The sequence below is a fragment of the Amycolatopsis ponsaeliensis genome (assembly GCF_030182635.1).
Classification (GTDB): domain Bacteria; phylum Actinomycetota; class Actinomycetes; order Mycobacteriales; family Pseudonocardiaceae; genus Amycolatopsis; species Amycolatopsis ponsaeliensis.
The window spans coordinates 37,214-57,152 of sequence record NZ_JAPZLD010000016.1; the positions used below are offsets into that span (position 1 = coordinate 37,214).

The following is a 19,939-nucleotide window of genomic DNA, read 5'->3' on the forward strand; positions in this document are numbered from 1 at the left end:
GGCGCCGCGGCCACGAGGGCTTTGTCTTGTCCGGGCTACTTCACGATCCGGTAGATCACGGCGCCCGGGTTCCGGTAGACCTGCTTCACGAAGTCGTGCCCGTCCAGGTGCTGCAAGCCCGGCGCGATCGGCGTGTCACGGCGGATCGTCCCGCTGCCTACCAGCACGTAGTGGATGTTCAGCCGCTGCGTCGCCGCCCGGACCTCCGGGTCGCTGTCGTAGTCGCCGAAGTGCAGGGCCAGGTAGAGCGCGTCCGGGGGAGCGATGCCCGCGTCGTAGTGGCCGGCCACCGGGTGCACGCCGGTGAGCGCGTACATCCACGCCGTGCCGTCCATCCGGTCGTTGAGCACCTTCTGGTCGGCGGGGATCCCCAGCGTGCCGAGGTGGTCCATCGCGTCGATCTCGTCCTGGCTGACCGGCGGGACCGTCTCGCCGGGCAGGCCGTTGTAGTACAGCAGCGACACGGTCTTGGCGTTGGCCGCGCGGTAGAACCCGCCGGTCAGCACGCCCATCGCCACGACCAGCAGCACCGCCGTCGCCAGCCCGACCCGGCCGGTCAGCCACGGCCGCGCCCGCACCCAGGCGCGTCCGCTCGCGACCTTCGCCAGCCACTGCTGGGTCTCGCTCATCCCGTGCGCGGCGAGCAGGCACATCGGGATCGCCGCCAGCGCCATCAGCCGGAACCGGTCGTTCCACCAGGGCCGCGACAGGGTGATCACCCAGTCTTCGCCGCCGAAGCACGCGACCACCACGAACAGCGCGGACAGCCCGACCGCCGAGAGCACCACCCAGCGCATCCGCCGCAGCCGCAGCAGCGTGAACACGCCCAGGGCGAGGAACACCGTCAGCCAGATCTGCGGCACCGGCAGCACCTGCTTGAACGTCGCCAGCATCGCCAGCGCCTTCCACACCGGCATGTGCGAGCCCCACGCGTGGTACGGGTACGACCCGGACGTGAAGGTGATCGCGCCGAGGATCATCGGCGCGGCCAGCACGCCCGCCGCCACCATCACCGGCAGCATCCGCAGGAGGTCGCCGCCGACCACCCGCCAAGCCGCCCGGTGCTCGGGCACGCCGTCGAGGCGCTTGCCCCGCAGCGCCCGGTACCAGCGCTGCACCACCAGCGGGAACGCGAACAGGATCGCCCCGAACAACGCGCTCGAGTGCGCCGCGAGCAGGCCGGTGGCGCTCAGCGCCAGCACCGCGCCGGTGTCGACGCCCGGCCGCACGACGAACCGCTGCAGCGTGACCACCGCCAGCGGCGTCAGCACGATGCCGAGCGCGAACGGCAGCAGCCCGCTCGACACCGACTCGTACGCCCCGGTCGTCGCGCCGCCCGCCACCAGCGCCGCGCTGCCGGCGAACACCGCGCGGCCACCGAGCTGGCGCACCAGCGCGACCATGGCCAGCGCGAACAGCCCGGCGATCGGCATCGTCACGGCGTTGAGCGTGACCGGGACCGACGTGCCCGACAGCTGGTAGACGAGGGCGCCGACCAGGTGGTACGCGTTCGGGTAGAACGAGCCGTCCGGGTACCAGTTGATGGTGCCCATGCCGGTCAGCGAGCCGTCGCCGGTCTCGGCGATGTAGCGGATGCCGTTCGCGTGGAAGACGGTGTCCCAGCGCTGGAACACCGCGGTCGTCCCGCCGCGGCCGGTGACCACCACGGCGATCGACACGGCCGTGGCGACCGCCACGCAGGCACCCACGGCCAGGTGCGCCCGGCGCGTCCACGGCTGTGGCGGCTCCTCGGCACCCGGTGTGATCCAGCCCCGGGCGATCGAGAACCGGCGAAGGCCGTGGATCACGGCGGCGAGCAGCAGGGTGCAGGCGGCGACGCTCAGCGGGCCGTAGGGCACGTGCGCGATCGCCAGCCACGGGCCGGCCAGGCCGGTGATGGCGTAGCTGAGCAGCGGCGCGAGCCCCGCCAGCGTCCAGCCGCGGACCCCGGCGGCCCATCCGACGACGCCGCCAGGCACCGCCAGCACGGCCAGATAGGTGGCCACGGCGGTGAAGTAGCTCCAGAAGTCCTCGGGTGCAGGCACTGCTTTCCAGGTGTGTCGTAGGCCGAAATGTGATAGTCGGGTGCGGGCCGGGTCAGCGACCTGCGTACCCTCGACGCCCGTGAGCGCGCACACGAACCCCGCACAGATTACTGAAGACGATTTCGCAGGTTACGACCTCGTCGTCGTCGGGTCCGGTTTCTTCGGCCTGACCGTCGCCGAACGGGCAGCGGCCGAGCTGGGCAAGAAGGTCCTCATCCTCGAGCGGCGCAGCCACCTCGGCGGCAACGCGTACTCCGAGGCCGAGCCCGAGACCGGGATCGAGGTGCACAAGTACGGCGCGCACCTCTTCCACACCTCGAACAAGCGCGTCTGGGAGTACGTGAACCGCTTCACCGAGTTCACGAACTACCAGCACCGCGTGTTCGCGCGGGTCAAGGACCAGGTCTACTCGTTCCCGATGAACCTGGCCCTGATCAACCAGTTCTTCGGCAAGTCCCACACGCCGGACGAGGCCCGCGAGCTGATCGCCAAGCAGTCGTCGGAGTTCGAGACCAGCGCCGCGCAGAACCTCGAGGAGAAGGCGATCTCGCTGGTCGGGCGCCCGCTCTACGAGGCGTTCATCCGCGGGTACACCGCGAAGCAGTGGGAGAACGACCCCAAGAACCTGGGCGAGAACATCATCACGCGCCTGCCGGTCCGGTACAACTTCGACAACCGGTACTTCAACGACACCTACGAGGGCCTGCCCGTCAACGGGTACACCGCGTGGCTCGAGAAGATGGCCGAGCACGAGAACATCGAGATCCGGCTGAACGTCGACTACTTCGACGTCCGCGAGCACATCCCGGCGGGCACCCCGACCGTCTACACCGGGCCGCTGGACCGCTACTTCGGCTACTCGGCGGGCCGGTTCACCTGGCGCACCGTCGACTTCGAGTCCGAGGTCGCGGAGACCGGCGACTTCCAGGGCACCTCGGTCGTCAACTACAACGACCAGGAAGTTCCGTACACCCGGATCATCGAGTTCCGCCACTTCCACCCGGAGCGGGACTACCCCAAGGACAAGACGGTCATCTTCCGCGAGTTCTCCCGCTTCGCGACCGACGAAGACGAGCCGTACTACCCGATCAACACGCCGGAGAACCGGGAGAAGCTCGAGGCCTACCGCGAGCTGGCCAAGACCGAGGCGCGCGAGAAGAACGTGCTGTTCGGCGGCCGTCTCGGCACCTACAAGTACCTCGACATGCACATGGCCATCGGGTCGGCGCTGTCGGCGTTCGACAACAAGATCGCCCCGCACCTGACCGACGGCGCGCCGCTCGACGGGTCCCTCGATGCTTGAGAAGGGCACCCCGACGGGTGAGGTCGCTGTCCTCTCGAAGGCGCAGGGCTTTCTGAAGAGTGACGTTTCGGTGAAAGCCGCGCGCGGCATGTCGCACTTCGGCGAGCACGCGATCGGCTGGTTCGGCCTGGGCCTGATCGGCGCCGTGGTCGACAAGAAGCGGCGCAAGGACTGGCTGATCGCGTCGGCGGGCGTCGTCGGCGCGCACGCCGCCTCCATCGCGGTGAAACGCGTGGTCAGGCGGCCGCGACCGGACCACCCGAGCGTCGAGGTACTGGTCGGTACGCCGAGCAAGCTGAGCTTCCCGTCGTCGCACGCGACGTCCACGACAGCGGCGGCGGTGCTCTACTCGGGATTGACCGGGCGTAACCTGGTGCCCGCCCTGGTACCGCCGATGCTCGCCTCGCGGCTCGTGCTCGGCGTTCACTATCCGACAGACGTTCTGGCCGGTGCGGCCCTCGGGGGGCTCGTCGGTGGTCTGATACGACGGAAGCTGAAGAAGAATCCATGAGCGAAACGACCGAGCAGCGCAACAGCGACGAAGCGGCCGTGACTCCTGAGGCACCGGAGACTCCGGTGACGGCGGAGGCGAGCACGGGGACCGCCGCACGCGGCCCCCTCGGCCTGGTCGGCGGCGTCATCAAGACGGCGCGGCCCCGGCAGTGGGTGAAGAACGTCCTGGTCTTCGCGGCCCCGTTCTTCGCGTTCTCGAAGTCGACCGACCGCACGGGCCTCCTGCTCGACGCGATCGTCGCCTTCGTGGCGTTTTCGCTGGTGGCGAGCTCGGTCTACCTCATCAACGACGCCATCGACGTCGAGGCCGACCGGGCCCACCCGACCAAGCGGAACCGGCCGATCGCGGCCGGCATCGTGCCGGTCCCCGTCGCGTACGGGGCCGCGGTCGTGTTCTTCCTGGCCGGCCTCGGCGTGTCGTTCGCGGCGAGCTGGCAGCTCGCCGTGGTGCTGGGGGTCTACGAGGCCGTCCAGCTCGGCTACTGCTTCGGCCTGAAGCACCAGCCGGTGGTCGACCTGGCCATCGTCGGCTCGGGCTTCCTGATGCGCTCGATCGCCGGCGGTGTCGCGGGCGGGATCGCGCTTTCGCAGTGGTTCCTGCTGGTCACGGCGTTCGGTTCGCTGTTCATGGTCGCCGGCAAGCGCTACGCGGAGATCATGCTGTTCGAGCGCACCGGCGCGAAGATCCGCTCGTCGCTGAAGAAGTACTCGGCCAGCTACCTGCGGTTCGTCTGGGCGACGTCGGCGGCGATCCTGATCATGTCGTACTGCCTGTGGGCGTTCGAGATCCGCCAGACCGAGCACAACTCGGTGTGGGCGCTCATCTCGATGGTCCCGTTCGTGGTGGCGGTGCTGCGCTACGCGGTCGACGTCGACGGCGGCATCGCGGGCGAGCCCGAGGAGATCGCGCTCAAGGACCGCATCCTGCAGGTCCTCGGCGCGACCTGGGTGGTCACGCTGTTCCTTTCGTTCTACCTGTGACTCATGGCGGATCGACAGGTTCGTTTCAGGTGACGCACAGCTGACGGGCGCACCCTGAGGTGGTGGGGGCGGGCAGTGCGCCCGTCCCCGTGACCACAGGAGCCACGATGAACGACCAGCCGCGCGAGGAGAAGGTCCCGGAAGGGGCCGACCACCCGACCGTCGAGCAGCCCACGGCGCAGGCCGCGGCCGACCAGCCCACCACCCACGCACCGGCGACGCCCGCGGCCGACCAGCCGACCACGCAGCAGCCGGCAGCTCAGAGCCCCGCTGCGCAGGCCGAGCCCGCCGCCGCGCCGGCGGCCGACCCGACCGCCGTGCACGGCCAGCAGCCGCCGCCCGCCGCACCTGGGACCACTGCCCTGCCGAACGCCGCGCAGGCGACCGACCAGGGTCAGCAGCCGCCCGCCGCGCCCGGGACCACTGCCTTGCCGAACGCCGCGCAGGCATCCGGCCAAGCCGCTCCGCCCACCCCGCAGCTCTCCCAGCCCGGTCCCGGCCAGGCCTACGGCGCCTGGGGCCCGCCCCAGGCCGCCCCACGGCAGCCCGGCGGCTTCCGGCGGTTCGTCGGCCACCGCGCGACGCAGCTCGTCGCCGTCGGCGTCCTGGGCCTGCTGATCGGCGGCGGCATCGTCGGCGGGATCGCGGCCGCGACCAGCCACGGCCCCCGCGGCGACCGTCCGGGGATCCATCGCCAGTACAACGGCCCCAACCAGGGGCCCGACGGCCGCGGTTTCCCCGGCCGCGGCGGCGGCAATTCCGGCAACTCCGGCAACTCGAACAACTCCGGCCCCGGGAACGGCATCTGACCACTGTGGTCTGAGCCACCCGTACCTCGCTCAGATCACGGAATCATCACGGGCGAGGTACGGTGTCCGGGATGCGAAGCGCCTCCGCAGAACTCCCCAAGGCCGCCACCGCGCTGTCGGCGGCCGTGCCCCTTGCCCGCTCGTGGGCCTTGCCGGCGGGGGCCGCGACGGCTTCCGCGCTGGTGTTCGCCCTGGTCAGCAGCCATCTCATCGATGACACCTACATCACGCTCTCGTACGCGAAGAACCTGGCGTTCCACGCCCACTGGGGCCTGATCGAACAGGGGACGGCGAACACCGCGACGTCCCCGCTGAACGTCCTGGTCCTGGCCGCGGTCACGTTCTTCGTCCGCGACGCCGTGCTGGCCGCCGGGATCGTGTTCGTCGCCGCGCAGGTGCTGCTCGTCCTCGGCCTGCGCCGGCTGGGCGAATGCACCGGGCTGCCGGCGGCGTTCGCGCCGGTGACGTTCGCGTTGCTGCTGGTCAACCCGCTGCTGCTGTCCTCGGTCGGGCTGGAGGTCGCGCTCGGCGCCACCGGCGTCGTCTGGACGCTGGTCTACGCGGGGGAGCGCAAGGCGGGCCGCCTCGGCGTCGTGATCGGGCTGCTCGCGCTCGTCCGGATCGACCTGCTGCTCATCGCGGCGGTGCTGTTCGCCGCCCGTCGCGAGTTCTGGACCGGCATCTGGCGCACGGCGTTCGCCGCCCTCGCGGTGACGCTGCCGTGGTTCGGGTTCAGCTGGGTCGTGCTCGGCTCGGCCGTGCCGGACACGCTCGTCATCAAGATCAGCCAGCAGTCGTGGGGCCCGTTCAGCTTCACGAACGGCCCGCTCCTGTACTGGCGCAACTTCCCGGCCGAGGCCGCGCTGTCGTTCCTGCCGCTGCCCCTCGCCGGCCTGGTGGGCGTGCTCTGGATCGTCCAGTACCGCCGCGGGTCCGAGGTGGCCCGCCGCCTGACGCCGTTCGCGGCGCTCGCCGTCGCCGGCGCGCTGCACTACGTGGCGTACAGCCGGCTCGGCGTGCCGCCGTACCACTGGTACTACGCGCCGAGCATCATCGGCGCGACGATCTTCCTGGCGGCCTGCGCGTGCGCGGTGCCGGAACGCTTCCGCCGCGGCACGTGGACGCTCGTCGGCGGCGTCCTCGCGGCGAGCGTCGTGGTGTACGCGCTGCCGGGCCTCCCGCGCCAGTTCGCGCCGATCACGAGCAACCACGCGTCGACGACGGAGTACCGCGAGATCGGCCAGGAACTGGCCTCGATCGCGCACGGCCGCAAGGTGGAGACGGCGGGCGAGGTCGGCGCGCTGGCGTACGCGTGCGACTGCGAACTGGTGGACGAGTTCTCCGACCGCGGCGCGGTCGACCCGGCGATCGCGGAGACGAAGCGCCGCAGCGGCGACCTCGGCCGCGCGCTGCTGGAGGCCAACTTCCACAACTTCGACCACAGCGTCGCCCCGATCAGCCCGGACCTGGTCCTGGCGACGACGCGGCGCACGCCACCCCCGACGGCGCTGGCGAGCTGGCGGATCGACTCACCGTGGATGGGCACCCAGAACCTGTACCTGATGCCCGCTCACGCGGCCGGCAGCTGAGCGCGGCCGCGGAACATCCGGTTCATCGTCCCTTCCCGGGCCAGCAGCACCTGCGTGATCACCTGGAGCACGACGAAGCTCCCGATCGACAACGCGGTGTCGAGCCCGGGCACGACGTCCACCGGCAGCGTGTACGCCATCGCGATGCTCCCCGCGCTGTGCAGGAGCCCGCCGACGCCCCACACGACCGTCAGGACCCACCAGACCCGCCGGAACGACGGCGTGTCCGCCCAGCGGGCCTCCAGCGTCGAAGCCCGGCCCGGCAGCAGGGCCAGGGTCGCCTGGTACGTCGTCGGCCGGCGGCCGACGCGCAGGCTCGCCAGCATCCACACCCCGATCAGCACGCTGAACCACGCACCGCGGACCAGCTGCAGCCGCGCGTCGCCGGTCAGCAGGGACGTCGCGAACCCGATCGCCACGATCGCCAGCACGAACACGCCCATGCCGTCGACCCGCCGGTGCCGCGCCGCCAGGTACAGCACCCGCAGCGCGGGCGGCAGGCCGCTCAACGTCAGCGCCCAGATCGGGGCCACGTCGAACGCCCGCAGCAGGTAGTAGCCGCCGACCGGGGCGGCGATGTCGCAGAGCAGTGTGCCGAGCATGCCCTGAGCATCGGGGATCCGCGCCGCCGGCAACATCGTCGAGCCGGCTGTTACGCATCCACCGTCCGGTTGATGCCCATCCGCTGCCGCGTGAGCTTCGCGCCGAGCACCACGGTCCCGACGGTCAGCGCGGTGTCGAGGATCGGCACGATGTCGACCGGCAGCGTGAACGCCATCACGACGACCGCGCAGGCCAGCAGGACGCACCCGGCACCCCAGCCCAGGGTCGCCGTGCGCCACCGCTGCCGGAACGCCGGGGAGAGGCCCCACAGCTGTTCGAGCTCACCGGCGCGGGCGGGCTGGAGGGTGCACACCGCCCGGAAGAGGAGCGGACGGCGGCCGATGAGCAGGCTGGCCAGCATCGCCACGCCGAGGGGCAGCGTGATCCAGGCGCTGCGGACGAGCAGCAGCCGGGGGTCACCGGAGAACACCGCCACCGCGCCGTTGATCAGCAGCACGGCCAGCACGAACGCGCTGACCGGGTCGATCCGCCGGTGCCGCACCAGGACGTAGCCGGTCCGCAGCACCGGTGGCACGGCGCTGACCAGCAGTGCCCACAACGCGTCGACGTCGAAGGAACGCAGGACGTAGTACAGGGCCATCGGGAGCGCGACGTCGCGGAGGAGCATCGTCAGCCCGGCCTGCTTGCTGTTCGTGGTCGTCATGGTGACAGTCTGTGGCGACTGCCCGGCGACCACATCGGCGTGCGGGCGGGGCCCGGATGGAACCCCGCCTCAACCTCCGGGTGGAGACGTCAGATCGGGAGCTTGCGGAAGATCGGCCGCGGGACGTGCCGCAGCGCCGACATCACCAGCCGGAACGGCGCCGGCGCCCAGATCAGGTCCTTGCCCGCGCGGGCCGCCGCCACGGCCTGCTCGGCCACCTGGTCCGCGTTCTGCGTCAGCGGGGCGTCCTTGAGGCCGTCGGTCATCTTCGTCCGGACCTGGCCCGAGCGGACGACCGTCACCTTCACGCCGTGCGGCGCGAGAGCCTCGCCGAGACCCAGGAAGAACCCGTCGAAACCGGCCTTCGTCGAGCCGTAGACGAAGTTGGACCGCCGGACGCGCTCGCCGGCCACCGACGACAGCGCGATCACCGTGCCGTGGCCCTGGACCTTGAGCTTCTCCGACAGCGCGACGCCGACGGACACGGCGGCGGTGTAGTTCACCGTCGCGGCCTCGACGGCCTTCGCGTGGTCCTGCCAGAGCTCTTCGGGGTCGCCGAGCAGGCCGAAGGCCACGACCGCGACGTCGACGTCGCCGCCCTCGAACGCCTTGTCCAGCACGCCGGGGTGCGACGCCAGGTCCGTCGCGTCGAAGTCCACAGTGGACACCTCGGCGCCCTTGTCCTTCAGGCGCTGCGCGGCCGCGTCGAGCCGCGGCGAGGGACGGGCCGCGAGCACGACCCGCAGCGGCTTCTCGGCCAGGTACTTCTCCGCGATCGCCAGCGCGATGTCGGACGTGCCGCCGAGCAGCAGCAGGGACTGGGGGTTGCCAACAGCGTCGATCACAGCTCGAGCCTCCGGCTCATGTCAGAGGCGAAAACGCCTTCGGGGTCAACGGCGGCGCGCACCTTGCGCCACTCTTCGAGGCGCGGGTACATCTTCGCGAACGTCTCGGGCGAGGTGCGCGAGTCCTTCGCGGTGTACAGCCGCCCGCCCGCGGCCAGGACGTCTTCGTCCAGCTCGGTGCAGAACCGGCTCAGGCCGTTCTTGATCGGGAAGTCCACGCTGAGCATCCAGCCCGGCGACGGCCACGACATCGGGGCCGGGTTCGCGTCGCCCATCCGCTTGAGGACGTTCAGGAACGAGTAGTTGCCCGACGTGGCGATCTTGCGGCAGATGGCCTTGAGCTGGTCTTCCGCGCCGAACGGCACGGAGAACTGGTACTGCAGGAAGCCCTTCGAACCGTAGGCGCGGTTCCACTCGCTGATCATGTCGAGCGGGTGGTAGAACTGCGTCAGGTTCTGGATCTTGCCGCGCGCGCCCTTCTTGGGCACCGTCTTCTGCCACAGCTCGTTGATCAAGCCGAAGGTGAGCTTGTTGCCCAGGCCGTTCGGGAAGACGTCCGGCAGCGTCAGCAGCTGCGGCGCGTCGAACTTCAGCGGTTCGGCACGCAGCTTCGGCGGCAGCTGGTCCAGCGTCGCCAGGGAGCCGCGCGAGAACGTGGCCCGGCCCAGCCTGCCGTCGGAGGAGATCAGGTCCGGCACCGACATCGAGTAGTCGTAGCCGAGGTCCGAGCCGTCGGTGAACAGGCCGAGCGTCTCGTCGAGGTTCGCCGTGCGGTCGGCGTCGACGTAGAAGTACGCGGTCTCGGTCTTCTTCATCCGGATCGTGGCCCGGGTGATGATGCCGGTCAGGCCGATGCCGGCGACGGTCGCCCAGAACAGCTCGGCGTCCGGGCCCTCCGGTGTCAGCGTGCGGACGTTGCCGTCCGCGGTGATGAGGTCCATCGACACGACGTGGTTGCCGAAGCTGCCCGCGCTGTGGTGGTTCTTGCCGTGGATGTCGTTGGCGATCGCCCCACCGATGGTCACCTGGCGCGTGCCGGGCAGGACCGGGACCCACAGGCCGTGGGGCAGCGCCTCGCGCATCAGCTGGTCGAGGCTCACGCCGGCGTCGAGGTCGACGAGCGCGCTGTCCGGGTCGATCGAGTGGATCCGGTTCAGGGCCGTCATGTCGATGACCAGACCGCCCGCGTTCTGCGCCGGGTCGCCGTAGGACCGGCCGAGGCCGCGCGCGATGACACCGCGCTCACCGGCCTGGGTCACGGCCCGCGCGATGGTTTCGACGTCTGCGGTGCTCAGCACGTCGGCGGTGGTCGGTGCCGTCCGCGCCCAGCCCGTGAGCGTGCGACGCTGTGTGTCGGGTGCTTGGGTCACCCGACCAGGGTAGCCACGCCGAACGACGCCCGGAACGTGACCCTGAAGTGCTCGCTTCTACACTTTGCGCATCAAGGCACAAGCGCCCGCGCGGGTGACCATGACTCAGGCAACGAGGTAATGCAGTGGTGGCGACCGATCCGCAAGCCGACATCGCAGCTGCTCAGCCGTCCGATATCGGACTGCTGGGGCAGCTCATTCGCTTCGCCTTGATCGGCGGCTTCTGCGCCCTGATCGACCTGGGCACGTACACGCTGCTGACCCAGGCGGCCGGGATGGCCACTTCACCGTGGGTCGACGTCGCCCGCGCTATCAGTTTCATCGTGGGCACGACCACGGCGTTCTTCCTGAACCGGAAGTTCACCTTCTCCGGCGGGCGCCGCGACGGCAAGGCGCAGATCGGCTCGTTCGTCCTGCTCTACACCGTGACGTTCTTCGTCGCGGTCGGGGTGAACCAGCTGATGCTGCAGGTGCTGCCGGAGTCCGCGTGGCAGCACACCCTGTGCTGGGCCGTGTCGCAGGCAACCGCCACCGTGATCAATTTCGTGATGCTCAAGTGGGTCGTCTTCCGCGAGCCGTCGACCGAGGAGAACTGAGGAACTCAATGCCCGGTAAAACAGCCACCCCGGCGCCGACCACCAAAGCCGGCGCGGCCGCCGAGACGCGGTTCACCGAGCACACTCCGCAGGGTCGCCTGACGGCGCAGCGCGGTCTCTACGCCGGCCCCGCGCCGATCGTGAGCAAGGACCTCTACGCCGAGCTCGAATGGGGCTCGGCCGTGCGGGAACGTGCGGTGATCACGCTCGAGCCCGCCTCCAAGGTGTCGGGTAACACATACTTCGGCCGGTTCCCGGCCTCCTACTGGCAGCGCTGGTCCACGGTGACCGAGGTGTCGGTCGAGGCCGTCGTCACCGGCACCGGCCTGCTGTCGATGGGCGCCTCCGACGTCGAAGGCGAACCCCGCGTGGTCGCCGCCGAGCAGGTCACCGACGTCAAGCAGACGAGGGTGACGCTGACCTCGCAGCTGGACAAGTTCTACGACGGCGGCGCCCTCTGGCTCGACCTGGAAACCGAAGGCGGCCAGACCCTGCGCGTCGAGCAGGTCCGCTGGACGGTCGAAGCGCCGGAGAAGATCCGCCCGACCGCGGTCACCATCTGCACGATGAACCGCGCCGACGACTGCCTCAAAAACCTGCAGGCGTTGGCCGCGGATGTGTCGTCGCTGGAGACCCTGGACGCGATCTACGTCGCCGACCAGGGCACCGACCTGGTCGAGTCCCGCGACGGGTTCGAACAGGTCGCCAAGGACCTCGCCGACAAGCTGCACTACATCAAGCAGCCCAACCTCGGCGGCGCCGGCGGGTTCACCCGCGGGCTGTACGAGGTGGCCGGGCACACCGCCACCGAACACGCCAACGTCCTGTTCATGGACGACGACGTCCTGCTCGAGCCGGACCTGGTGATCCGGATGACGGCGTTCTCCAACCGCGCCGCCAACCCGATCATCGTCGGCGGGCAGATGCTGAACCTGTTCCACCCCAACCAGCTGCACGTCGGCGCCGAATACGCCCGGTTGAACACCCTCGAACCCGGCCAGCCCGTCGAGCACTCGCTCACCACCGCCGACCTGCTCGGGGTGGACGAGGAGACGCTGAAGCCGAACCGCCAGGAACGCCGTCTCGATGCCGGGTACAACGGCTGGTGGTCGTGCCTGATCCCGTATGAGGTGGTGCAGGCCACGGGGTATCCGATGCCGTTCTTCTTCCAGTGGGACGACGCGGAGTACTCCTACCGGGCCCGCGCGCACGGCTTCCCCACGGTGACGCTGCCGGGCGCGGGGGTGTGGCACGCGGACTTCCACATGAAGGACTGGGACGAGTGGCACCGCTACTTCAACCTGCGCAACTCCATCATCACCGCCGCGCTGCACTCGCCGTTCAACCTCAACCTGCTCTCCCGGGTCCTGCTGGCGCAGCTGGTGCGGTATCTGCTGGGGATGCAGTACGGGCTGTCGGCGACGCTGATCAAGGCCGTCGAGGACTTCCTCGAAGGCCCCGAGGTCCTGCGTGACGGTGGTGTGGAGGCGATGAAGGAGATCCGCCGGATCCGCGACCAGTACCCGGAGACCAAGCGCCACAAGGCCACCGACGTCCCTGGCATCGCCTCGAACGACATCGGCATCATCAACAGCGCGCCGCGGCCCAGCATGCAGCGCCTGGTGCTGATCAAGCGCGTGCTCGACCGGGTCCTCGGCCGCAGCCGCTTCGGTCTCGGTGCGGTGCCGATCGACGAGGCGAACTGGTGGCACATCGCCCTGTTCGACACGGCGGTCGTGACGGACGCGAACCAGGAAGGCGTCCGCGTCCGCTCGTACGACAAGGTCAAGATGTTCGACCTGGCCAAGCGCGGCGCGAAGGTGGTCCAGCGGCTGCGCAAGGAAGGCGCGGCGGTGCAGGAGCAGTACAAGCGCGCCATGCCGGAGCTCACCTCGCGCGAGAACTGGCAGCGCCTGTACAAGCTCTGACGACAGGCTCACGAAAGGCCGTCTCACGCTCGTCGTGAGGCGGCCTTCGTGCGTCAGCCGTGCATGCCGAAGACGGTGCTCTTCCGGGTGAGGTCGTCGACGTACGCGGCGGCCACGTGGGCGAAGTTGATCGCGACCTCCGAGTGGTCCTTGGTGGTCACCGTCTCGACCGCGCCGGTCCGCACGAGCTGGGCGAGCTTGCCCGCCAGCTCGGCGGATCCTTCGGTCTTCAGTGCGAACAGCAGCGGTTCCCCGCCGGTGGCGAGGTGCAGCACGAGTGCGGGTTTCGGGTCGGCCATGCGTCCATCGGACCAGCGGCGATCTCGCCGCGGCAAGCGGGTTCGCTGAGGGCGGAGTTGTCTTCCGGGGGCTCCGGGTGGCGGAGCCCCGGTTGTCACAGCGGCCGGGTGGACTACCGTTTTCCCCAAGTCCGGAAGAACCCGCGGGGGGATGGAAGCGATGCCGCACTCGTTCTCGCTGTCACTGGCAGCGGTGGACATCCTGCTGGAGCACCTGGGATTCGGCCGCGCGCCGACGCCGTTCGAGGTCCCGCACGTCGGCACGACCGTCGAGCAGCGCGCGATGATCCGCGACGCCGTCGTCCGCGACCTGTCCGGGCGCGGGATGTGGAGCCGTGGCCGTCTCGACGCGGACGCCGAGCTGGCGCTGGCCACGTTCGTCCGCGGGAGCGTGGTGATCAACGCGGCCGCCGAGCTGGGCGACCGGCACCTCTTCGCGCGCGTCGCGTCCGACGGCCAGTTCGCGGTGCTCGCCCGCCAGGAGGAGAACCTCATCGTCTTCGAGGAGGTCCGCCCGACGGGCATCGTCCCGGCGATCGTCGACCTCCTCCCGCTGACCCCGGCGGCGCCCGGCCAGTCGGTCACCATCGCCCGCCCGGCCGAACAGCCCCGCCACCAGCGCCGCGACGACGCGTACGACCCGTTCGCGGGAGTGAGCGGCCCGCGCTCGCAGAGCAGCGGCGGCGGCCCCCAGCTCCGCATGATCGAGCGCGTGTTCCAGGAGCCGAAGAAGCGCGTGGGCCAGTTCACGGCCCAGACCCGCGGCGGCGCGTTCCCGCCCTTGGCCTGGTTCGACACCCCGTCCGGCCGCTGGCTGATGTCCTCCCGCGCGGCCGCGGACGGCCAGCGCTGGGTAACCTACGCCCCGGCCGACAACGCCCGCCTGGCCCAGCAGCTGTACGCGCAGCTCGAAGGCCAGTTCTGATCACGGGGAACCGGCGGTCGGCCGTCGACGTCCAAAAGTGAAGATCGGTGAACAGCCGTTGCGCAGGGTGCCCGGCTAGTAGACTTCCGGGTGCACACGCACGGGCTGAGTGATACGGGGTGAAACTGCGATGTTGATGGCCGATGGCGGTGGCGGCGGCTCGTTCGCGGACATCATGAACCTCGGCGCCATCCAGGGCGTCACGGCGGAGACCCAGAAGCTGGTCGACGCGGCCAAGGGCGGCGGTTTCAAGATCACCCCGGAGGGCGTGAAGCCGATCCGGGACGCCTTGACCGAGCTGGTCAACGACCTCGCGAACCTTGGCTTCGACACGATGGCGCTGGACCAGGCCCCGAAGCTCGGCAACCACCCGTACGGGCACACCATCGCTTCGCACGACCAGAAGAGCGCTTCGCAGGCCGAAGGCTCGGCCACCGAGGTCCTGTCAAAGCTCAGGCAGGTCGCCCAGCAGGCCGACGAAGCACTCGCCAGGGCCGCGGGCTTGTACAAAGGCACCGAGAACGACGCTTTCGCCGCGCTCCAGACCAAGCAGGCCTGAGGTAATGACCAAACTTCTCCTCCGAGTCGTACTGCCGCTCCTCGCCGGCGGGGCCCTCCTGACCGGGTGCACGAGCACCCAGGGCGGCACGGCGTCTCCCGCGCAGTCGCCCTCGGCCAGTGAGTCCGGGGCCCCGGAGACCTCTTCGTCGTCCTCGGCAGGCGGTGGGACCGAGTCGATCACCGACGCCTGCTCGCTCATCGAGATGAGCGACCTCAGCAGCTACGGCGAGTTCAACCCGCCGCAGAGCCAGACGATCAGTGGCGCGCGCAGCTGCAAGTACCAGAAGAAGATCGCCTCCGCGAGCGACAAGTCCATGGTGATCGGCGCGAACATCCGCGACACCGCGTCGGTCGCGCAGGTGAACGACACGGGCGGCGGAGTCGTCGACAAGGAAATCAACGGGCGGCAGGCGAAGGAGGCGCCCGGCGGCGGCTCGGTCGACGGGTGCACGCTCGCGCTGCCGGTGGGCGATTCGTCGCGGGTCGACGTAGCGGTGATCGGCGTCGGCTCGGCGGATGAGGCTTGCCAGATCGCCGAAGCGGTGGCCAAGGCCGCCGTCGAACCGCGGCTGCCGAAGGGATAGGGGAACCCACATGACGACGCGACAGGGCCCGCCGCCGAAGACCCCGGACAAGACGCCGCAAGAAGTCCAGGACATGGCGCCGGCCGAGCGGGACGCGTACCTGCAGAAGAAGGCCGACGAGGGTGTCGACCCGGGCAACTGGCTCTTCGGACCGCTCCAGCAGTGGGTGGCGCAGCAGAAGGCCAAGAACCAGTCCCAGGAGCTCGGCGACAAGAACGTCGCCGATGCCACCAAGGGCCGCGACGTCGAGTACGTCCAGGGCCTGAACGCGCCGAACGCGGACTACAAAGGCACCGACCACACCCAGCTCCAGGCGTTCCTCGCGAGCAACCTCGACGTCGAGCAGGTGTCCGAGGTCTCGACGGCCTACCACAAGGTCCACCAGGTTTTCGACAAGTTCTCGACGTCGATGAACACCGCCGTGAACGCCTCCAAGGGCACCTGGGAAGGCTCCGCGGCCCAAAACGCCCAGAAGTACTTCACCAGCCTCGGCACGTGGTCCGACGCGAACTCGCAGAACGCGAAGCTCGCCTCGGAGACCATCTACGACCAGGGCCAAGCCGCGTCGACGGCCAAGAACTCCATGCCCGCCCCGATCCCGTTCTCCTGGGGCGACGAGTTCAAGTCCTGGGCGACGTCGAACCCGTTCAGCCTGCCGGACAACGTCGACAAGTCGCTCCAGAAGCAGAAGGACAGCCAGGCGGCGCACGACCAGGCCGCCGGCGTCATGTCGACCTACGACAAGAACCTCTACGAGGCCGCGTCGAAGCAGCCCGCCTTCGCGCCGCCGCCCAGCTTCAGCACCGGTGGCGGCAGCGGTGACCCCAACGGCGGCGATGACAAGGGCGGCATCAACACCCCGTCCAGCGTGAACATGCCGGGCTCCGGCTCGGTGAACACGCCGGGCGGCAGCAACAACTTCACCACCGGGAACATCCCCGGCACCACCGGCACGCCGCACTTCTCGGGCCCCGGCTCGACGACCGGCGCGGGCCTGATCCCGGCCGGCACCACCACGCCGTCCAGCTTCACACCGGGGTCGATCCCCGGTGGGTCGACGCCGAACCCGAACCAGTCCTTCGGTGGCATGCCGCCGATGAGCCCGATGCCGATGGGCGGCATGAACTTCGGTGGCGACGAGGCCTACAACTCCAAGGTCGGCGGCGGCGCCGGACGCGGGGGCGGCGGTGGCTTCGGCCCCGGTGGCTCGGGTGGCGCCGGCAGCTCCACGGGTGCGGGTTCCGCCTCGGGTGCGGCCCGGCCGGGTGGCATCGGCGCGGCGGAAGCGGCCGCGGGACGCGGGATGGGCGGTCTCGGCTCGGGCGGCGCGGCCGGGCGCGGTGGCGCGGCCGGCGGCGGGATGGGCCGCGGCCAGAAGGGCGAGGGTGACGAGGACACCGAGCACTCGCGCCCGACGTACCTGGTCGAGGGCGACCCCGACGAGGTCTTCGGCACCGACATGCGCACCGCTCCGCCGGTCATCGGCGAATAACGGGCAAACGAGAAAGGGCCCCCGCCGCGGCGGGGGCCCTTTCTCGTGAACTCAGTAGCGGTAGAACTTCTCCGCGCGGCCTTGGCGCACCAGCTTCAGCCACTGCAGGAACGCCTTCGGATCACGCTTCACGCCCACGAAGTACAGTCCGAACCGGACGATCTCCAGCGCGCCGATCTTGCGCATTCCCGGCTGGGACAACAGGTATCCGCGGTTGCGGTACGTGTAGTACCGCTTGACCTCGTTCTCCGGGTCCTGCGCGTGGAACTTGCCACCCAGCATGGGCTTGAACTCGTCCGAGCCGTCCGGGTGCAGGTACTTCGTCTTCAGCGACGTGCCGAACGGCAGCCCCGAACGCACCAGCCGGCGGTGCAGCTCGACCTCGTCGCCGCGGAAGAACAGGCGCAGGTCCGGCACTCCGACGACGTCCAAAGTGGACGCTCGGAACAGCGCGCCGTTCATCAGGGACGCGATGCCGGGCAGGAAGTCCACACCCAGCTCGGACTGCGACCGCTTCCACGTCAAGCCGCGGCGGAGCGGGAACGCCAGCTTCTCCGGGGCGTCGATGTTGGACACCACCGGCGAAATCTCGGCCAGGTCCCGCTTTTCCGCCTCCGCCAGCAGGATCGCCAGCACGTTCTCGTCGGCCGGGCGCCCGTCGTCGTCGGCCAGCCAGACCCAGTCCGCGCCCATCGACAGCGCGTGCAGCATGCCCAGCGCGAACCCGCCCGCGCCACCGAGGTTGCGGTGCGAAGGCAGGTACGTGTGCGGCAGCGGGTAGTTCTCGACGACCTCACGGGCCGAGTCGTCCGGCCCGTTGTCCACCACGACCAGGTGGTCGACCGGCCGGGTCTGCGCCGCGATGATCTTCAGCGAGTCCGCGAGCAGCTCCCGCCGATGCCGCGTGACGACCACGCCCACCACCGCGCCGTCGGGCAGCTGCCGGGTCTCGCTGGCCATCATTCCCCGCCGTTCGTCGTCGCCGCCGGCTCGACGCCGAAGCGCGCCAAGGTTTCCTGGCTCATGTTCTCGAAGGGGTCGCGCCCCTTGTACGACGTGAGGACGTCCCGCAGCGAGCCCTGCTGCCTGAGGTGCCCCTCGTCCATCCAGATGGCCGAGTCGCACAGCTCGAACAGGAACTCGTCCGAATGGCTGGCGAAGACCAGGATGCCGGAGCGCTTCACCAGGTCCTTGAGCCGGTCCCGCGCCTTGTTGAGGAACGCCGCGTCGACCGCGCCGATGCCCTCGTCGAGGATCAGGATCTCCGGGTCGATCGACGTGACGACGCCCAGCGCCAGCCGCACGCGCATGCCCGTCGAGTACGTCCGCAGCGGCATCTGCAGGTAGTCGCCGAGCTCGGTGAACTCCGCGATGTCGTCGACCCGCTTCTCCATCTCCTTGGCGGTCATGCCGAGGAAGAGGCCGCGGATGATGATGTTCTCGACGCCCGAAATCTCCGGGTCCATGCCGATGCCGAGGTCGAACACCGGCGCGATCTTGCCCTGGATCCGCGACGAGCCGCGGGTCGGCTCGTAGATCCCGGCGAGCAGCCGCAGCAGCGTGGACTTTCCGGCGCCGTTGTGCCCGACCAGGCCGACCCGGTCGCCTTCACGCAGGTTGAGGGTCACGTCGTGCAGGGCTTCGATGATCGGGACCTTGGTGTCGGTGCCGATCTTGCCGCCGACCTTGCCGAGGACCTTCTTCTTCATCGACCGGGTCTTCGCATCGAAGATCGGGAAGTCGACGAAGGCGTTGTGGACGTCAATGCTGACCATGTGTGTCACACCCAGTAGGAGACGCGGGCACGGTAGTTGCGCATCGCGACCAGCGCGAGAGCCCAACCGACGACGGTGATGGAGCCGACCACGATCCAGTTCTCCACGGAGAACTCCTGGCCCAGCAGCGGCGCGCGGACGACCTGCATGAAGTGGTAGAGCGGGTTCGCCTTCACGATCGGCAGGATCCACGAGACGCCGGCTCGCGCCCCGCCGCTCATCAGCTGGTCCACCGGCCAGACGATCGGCGTGCCGTAGAACAGCAGCTGGATCAGCGAGTTGACGACCTGCGGGATGTCGCGGAAGCGGGTCGAGATGATGCCGAACAGCAGCGTCACCCAGCCGGCGTTCAGGGCGAGCAGGAAGAAGCCCGGGATGGCCAGCAGGATGTTCCAGCTGAGGCCCGGGTGGCAGATGTGGTCGGGGATGCACAGGCCGTCGCCCAGCAGCGAGTACTGCTTGCTGAGGGCGCCGAAGAAGATCGCCAGCACGACCACGTAGACGATCATGTTGTGGGCCAGCATCAGCGTCTGCCGCCACACCGTGCGCAGCATGTACACGCTCAGCGGCGCCGGGAGCTGCTTGATCAGCCCCTCGTTCGTTATGAACGTCTCCATGCCTTCGGACAGGCAGCCGCTGATGAAGCCCCAGATGATGAAGCCGGTGGAGATGTAGGGCAGGAACACTTCGACGGGCAGCTTGAACAGCTGCGAATACAGCAGCCCGAGCCCGAGGGCGAGGACGGCCTGGCTGATGGTGATCCAGAACGGCCCGATCACCGAGCGGCGGTACCGCTGCTTGATGTCCTGCCAGCCGAGGTGACCCCACAGCTCGCGGGCGGAGAAACCGGCCTTGATGTCGGCGAAGGCGCGCGCGAACGTCTTGCTGTCCGACGTCGGGGGCGCCGACGCCGCTACGGGTGAGTTCGCGGCCTGAACCGTGCTGGTGGCATGCACGTGGACGAGGGTACCGATGGGATGAGCGGCGTCCGGCCCACCCCGCCCGTGTGGTAGAGGTTAGGGACCGCTACGCGGTGGGGTGTGTCCTGCGTGCTGGT

The 19,939-nt window shown here is 69.7% G+C and carries 20 protein-coding genes; 11 read left to right on the forward strand and 9 right to left on the reverse strand.

Features of this window, described 5'->3' with window-relative positions; all coding sequences use genetic code 11:
• Nucleotides 1-35 precede the first annotated feature (35 nt).
• Entirely contained in the window at nt 36-2,045 is a 2,010-nt protein-coding gene (locus QQ657_RS23760) for a DUF6541 family protein (protein ID WP_284744432.1), read from the reverse strand.
• A gap of 79 nt (nt 2,046-2,124) precedes the next feature.
• Here QQ657_RS23760 and glf point away from each other — a divergent pair, with 79 nt between their 5' ends.
• The 5 genes from glf (at nt 2,125) to QQ657_RS23785 (ending at nt 7,240) form a co-directional block, all read left to right on the forward strand.
• On the forward strand, nt 2,125-3,348 hold the full coding sequence (gene glf, locus QQ657_RS23765) for a UDP-galactopyranose mutase (RefSeq protein ID WP_284744433.1): 1,224 nt from the start codon (nt 2,125-2,127) through the stop codon (nt 3,346-3,348).
• Nucleotides 3,341-3,859, forward strand: coding sequence for a phosphatase PAP2 family protein (locus QQ657_RS23770; protein WP_284744434.1), 519 nt, complete (start codon nt 3,341-3,343; stop codon nt 3,857-3,859). Before glf ends, QQ657_RS23770 begins: the two co-directional genes overlap by 8 nt.
• Complete coding sequence (locus QQ657_RS23775) at nt 3,856-4,842, forward strand: decaprenyl-phosphate phosphoribosyltransferase (RefSeq protein ID WP_284744435.1); 987 nt, start codon at nt 3,856-3,858, stop codon at nt 4,840-4,842. Before QQ657_RS23770 ends, QQ657_RS23775 begins: the two co-directional genes overlap by 4 nt.
• A 107-nt stretch (nt 4,843-4,949) precedes the next feature.
• The gene (locus QQ657_RS23780) at nt 4,950-5,651 is read left to right on the forward strand and encodes a hypothetical protein (RefSeq protein ID WP_284744436.1); all 702 of its coding nucleotides are present in this window, start codon (nt 4,950-4,952) and stop codon (nt 5,649-5,651) included.
• A gap of 71 nt (nt 5,652-5,722) precedes the next feature.
• A complete protein-coding gene (locus QQ657_RS23785) occupies nt 5,723-7,240 on the forward strand; it encodes a hypothetical protein (protein WP_284744437.1) in 1,518 nt (505 codons plus the stop codon).
• Here QQ657_RS23785 and QQ657_RS23790 read toward each other — a convergent pair.
• The 4 genes from QQ657_RS23790 to dprE1 all read right to left on the reverse strand — a co-directional run bounded on the left by QQ657_RS23790 (nt 7,222) and on the right by dprE1 (nt 10,722).
• On the reverse strand, nt 7,222-7,842 hold the full coding sequence (locus QQ657_RS23790) for a VC0807 family protein (RefSeq protein ID WP_284744438.1): 621 nt from the start codon (nt 7,840-7,842) through the stop codon (nt 7,222-7,224). The genes QQ657_RS23785 and QQ657_RS23790 overlap by 19 nt on opposite strands.
• A 50-nt stretch (nt 7,843-7,892) precedes the next feature.
• Nucleotides 7,893-8,507 (reverse strand): VC0807 family protein, encoded by a 615-nt coding sequence (locus QQ657_RS23795; RefSeq protein ID WP_284744439.1) that lies wholly within the window; start codon nt 8,505-8,507, stop codon nt 7,893-7,895.
• Nucleotides 8,508-8,596: 89 nt separating this feature from the next.
• Entirely contained in the window at nt 8,597-9,352 is a 756-nt protein-coding gene (dprE2, locus tag QQ657_RS23800) for a decaprenylphospho-beta-D-erythro-pentofuranosid-2-ulose 2-reductase (RefSeq protein WP_284744440.1), read from the reverse strand.
• On the reverse strand, nt 9,349-10,722 hold the full coding sequence (dprE1, locus tag QQ657_RS23805) for a decaprenylphosphoryl-beta-D-ribose oxidase (RefSeq protein ID WP_284744441.1): 1,374 nt from the start codon (nt 10,720-10,722) through the stop codon (nt 9,349-9,351). Before dprE1 ends, dprE2 begins: the two co-directional genes overlap by 4 nt.
• Before the next feature lie 125 nt (nt 10,723-10,847).
• Here dprE1 and QQ657_RS23810 point away from each other — a divergent pair, with 125 nt between their 5' ends.
• Both QQ657_RS23810 and QQ657_RS23815 read left to right on the forward strand, forming a co-directional pair.
• On the forward strand, nt 10,848-11,318 hold the full coding sequence (locus QQ657_RS23810) for a GtrA family protein (protein WP_284744442.1): 471 nt from the start codon (nt 10,848-10,850) through the stop codon (nt 11,316-11,318).
• Nucleotides 11,319-11,326: 8 nt separating this feature from the next.
• A complete protein-coding gene (locus QQ657_RS23815) occupies nt 11,327-13,246 on the forward strand; it encodes a glycosyltransferase (protein ID WP_284744443.1) in 1,920 nt (639 codons plus the stop codon).
• Nucleotides 13,247-13,299: 53 nt separating this feature from the next.
• On the opposite strand, the gene QQ657_RS23820 is transcribed toward QQ657_RS23815, so the two are convergent.
• Nucleotides 13,300-13,545, reverse strand: a complete 246-nt coding sequence (locus QQ657_RS23820; RefSeq protein WP_284744444.1) for a hypothetical protein — start codon at nt 13,543-13,545, stop codon at nt 13,300-13,302.
• A 160-nt stretch (nt 13,546-13,705) separates the two neighbouring features.
• On the opposite strand from QQ657_RS23820, the gene QQ657_RS23825 reads away from it, so the two are divergent.
• The 4 genes from QQ657_RS23825 (at nt 13,706) to QQ657_RS23840 (ending at nt 17,107) form a co-directional block, all read left to right on the forward strand.
• A complete protein-coding gene (locus QQ657_RS23825; RefSeq protein WP_284744445.1) occupies nt 13,706-14,470 on the forward strand; it encodes an ESX secretion-associated protein EspG in 765 nt (254 codons plus the stop codon).
• 130 nt (nt 14,471-14,600) lie between these two features.
• Nucleotides 14,601-15,029 carry a hypothetical protein gene (locus QQ657_RS23830; protein ID WP_284744446.1) on the forward strand — a complete coding sequence of 143 codons (429 nt, stop codon included), beginning with the start codon at nt 14,601-14,603 and terminating at the stop codon, nt 15,027-15,029.
• Nucleotides 15,030-15,033: 4 nt separating this feature from the next.
• On the forward strand, nt 15,034-15,615 hold the full coding sequence (locus tag QQ657_RS23835; RefSeq protein ID WP_284744447.1) for a DUF3558 family protein: 582 nt from the start codon (nt 15,034-15,036) through the stop codon (nt 15,613-15,615).
• Between the two features lie 10 nt (nt 15,616-15,625).
• Entirely contained in the window at nt 15,626-17,107 is a 1,482-nt protein-coding gene (locus tag QQ657_RS23840; protein WP_284744448.1) for a hypothetical protein, read from the forward strand.
• A gap of 51 nt (nt 17,108-17,158) precedes the next feature.
• On the opposite strand, the gene glfT1 is transcribed toward QQ657_RS23840, so the two are convergent.
• Genes glfT1 through wzm form a run of 3 tightly spaced genes read right to left on the reverse strand, consistent with a single transcriptional unit; the run spans nt 17,159 to nt 19,838 of the window.
• On the reverse strand, nt 17,159-18,067 hold the full coding sequence (gene glfT1 / locus QQ657_RS23845) for a galactofuranosyltransferase GlfT1 (protein WP_284744449.1): 909 nt from the start codon (nt 18,065-18,067) through the stop codon (nt 17,159-17,161).
• Complete coding sequence (gene wzt, locus QQ657_RS23850) at nt 18,067-18,882, reverse strand: galactan export ABC transporter ATP-binding subunit Wzt/RfbE (RefSeq protein WP_284744450.1); 816 nt, start codon at nt 18,880-18,882, stop codon at nt 18,067-18,069. The genes glfT1 and wzt overlap by 1 nt, the downstream gene beginning before the upstream one ends.
• 5 nt (nt 18,883-18,887) lie before the next feature.
• Nucleotides 18,888-19,838, reverse strand: coding sequence for a galactan export ABC transporter permease subunit Wzm/RfbD (gene wzm, locus QQ657_RS23855; protein WP_284744451.1), 951 nt, complete (start codon nt 19,836-19,838; stop codon nt 18,888-18,890).
• Nucleotides 19,839-19,939 lie beyond the last annotated feature (101 nt).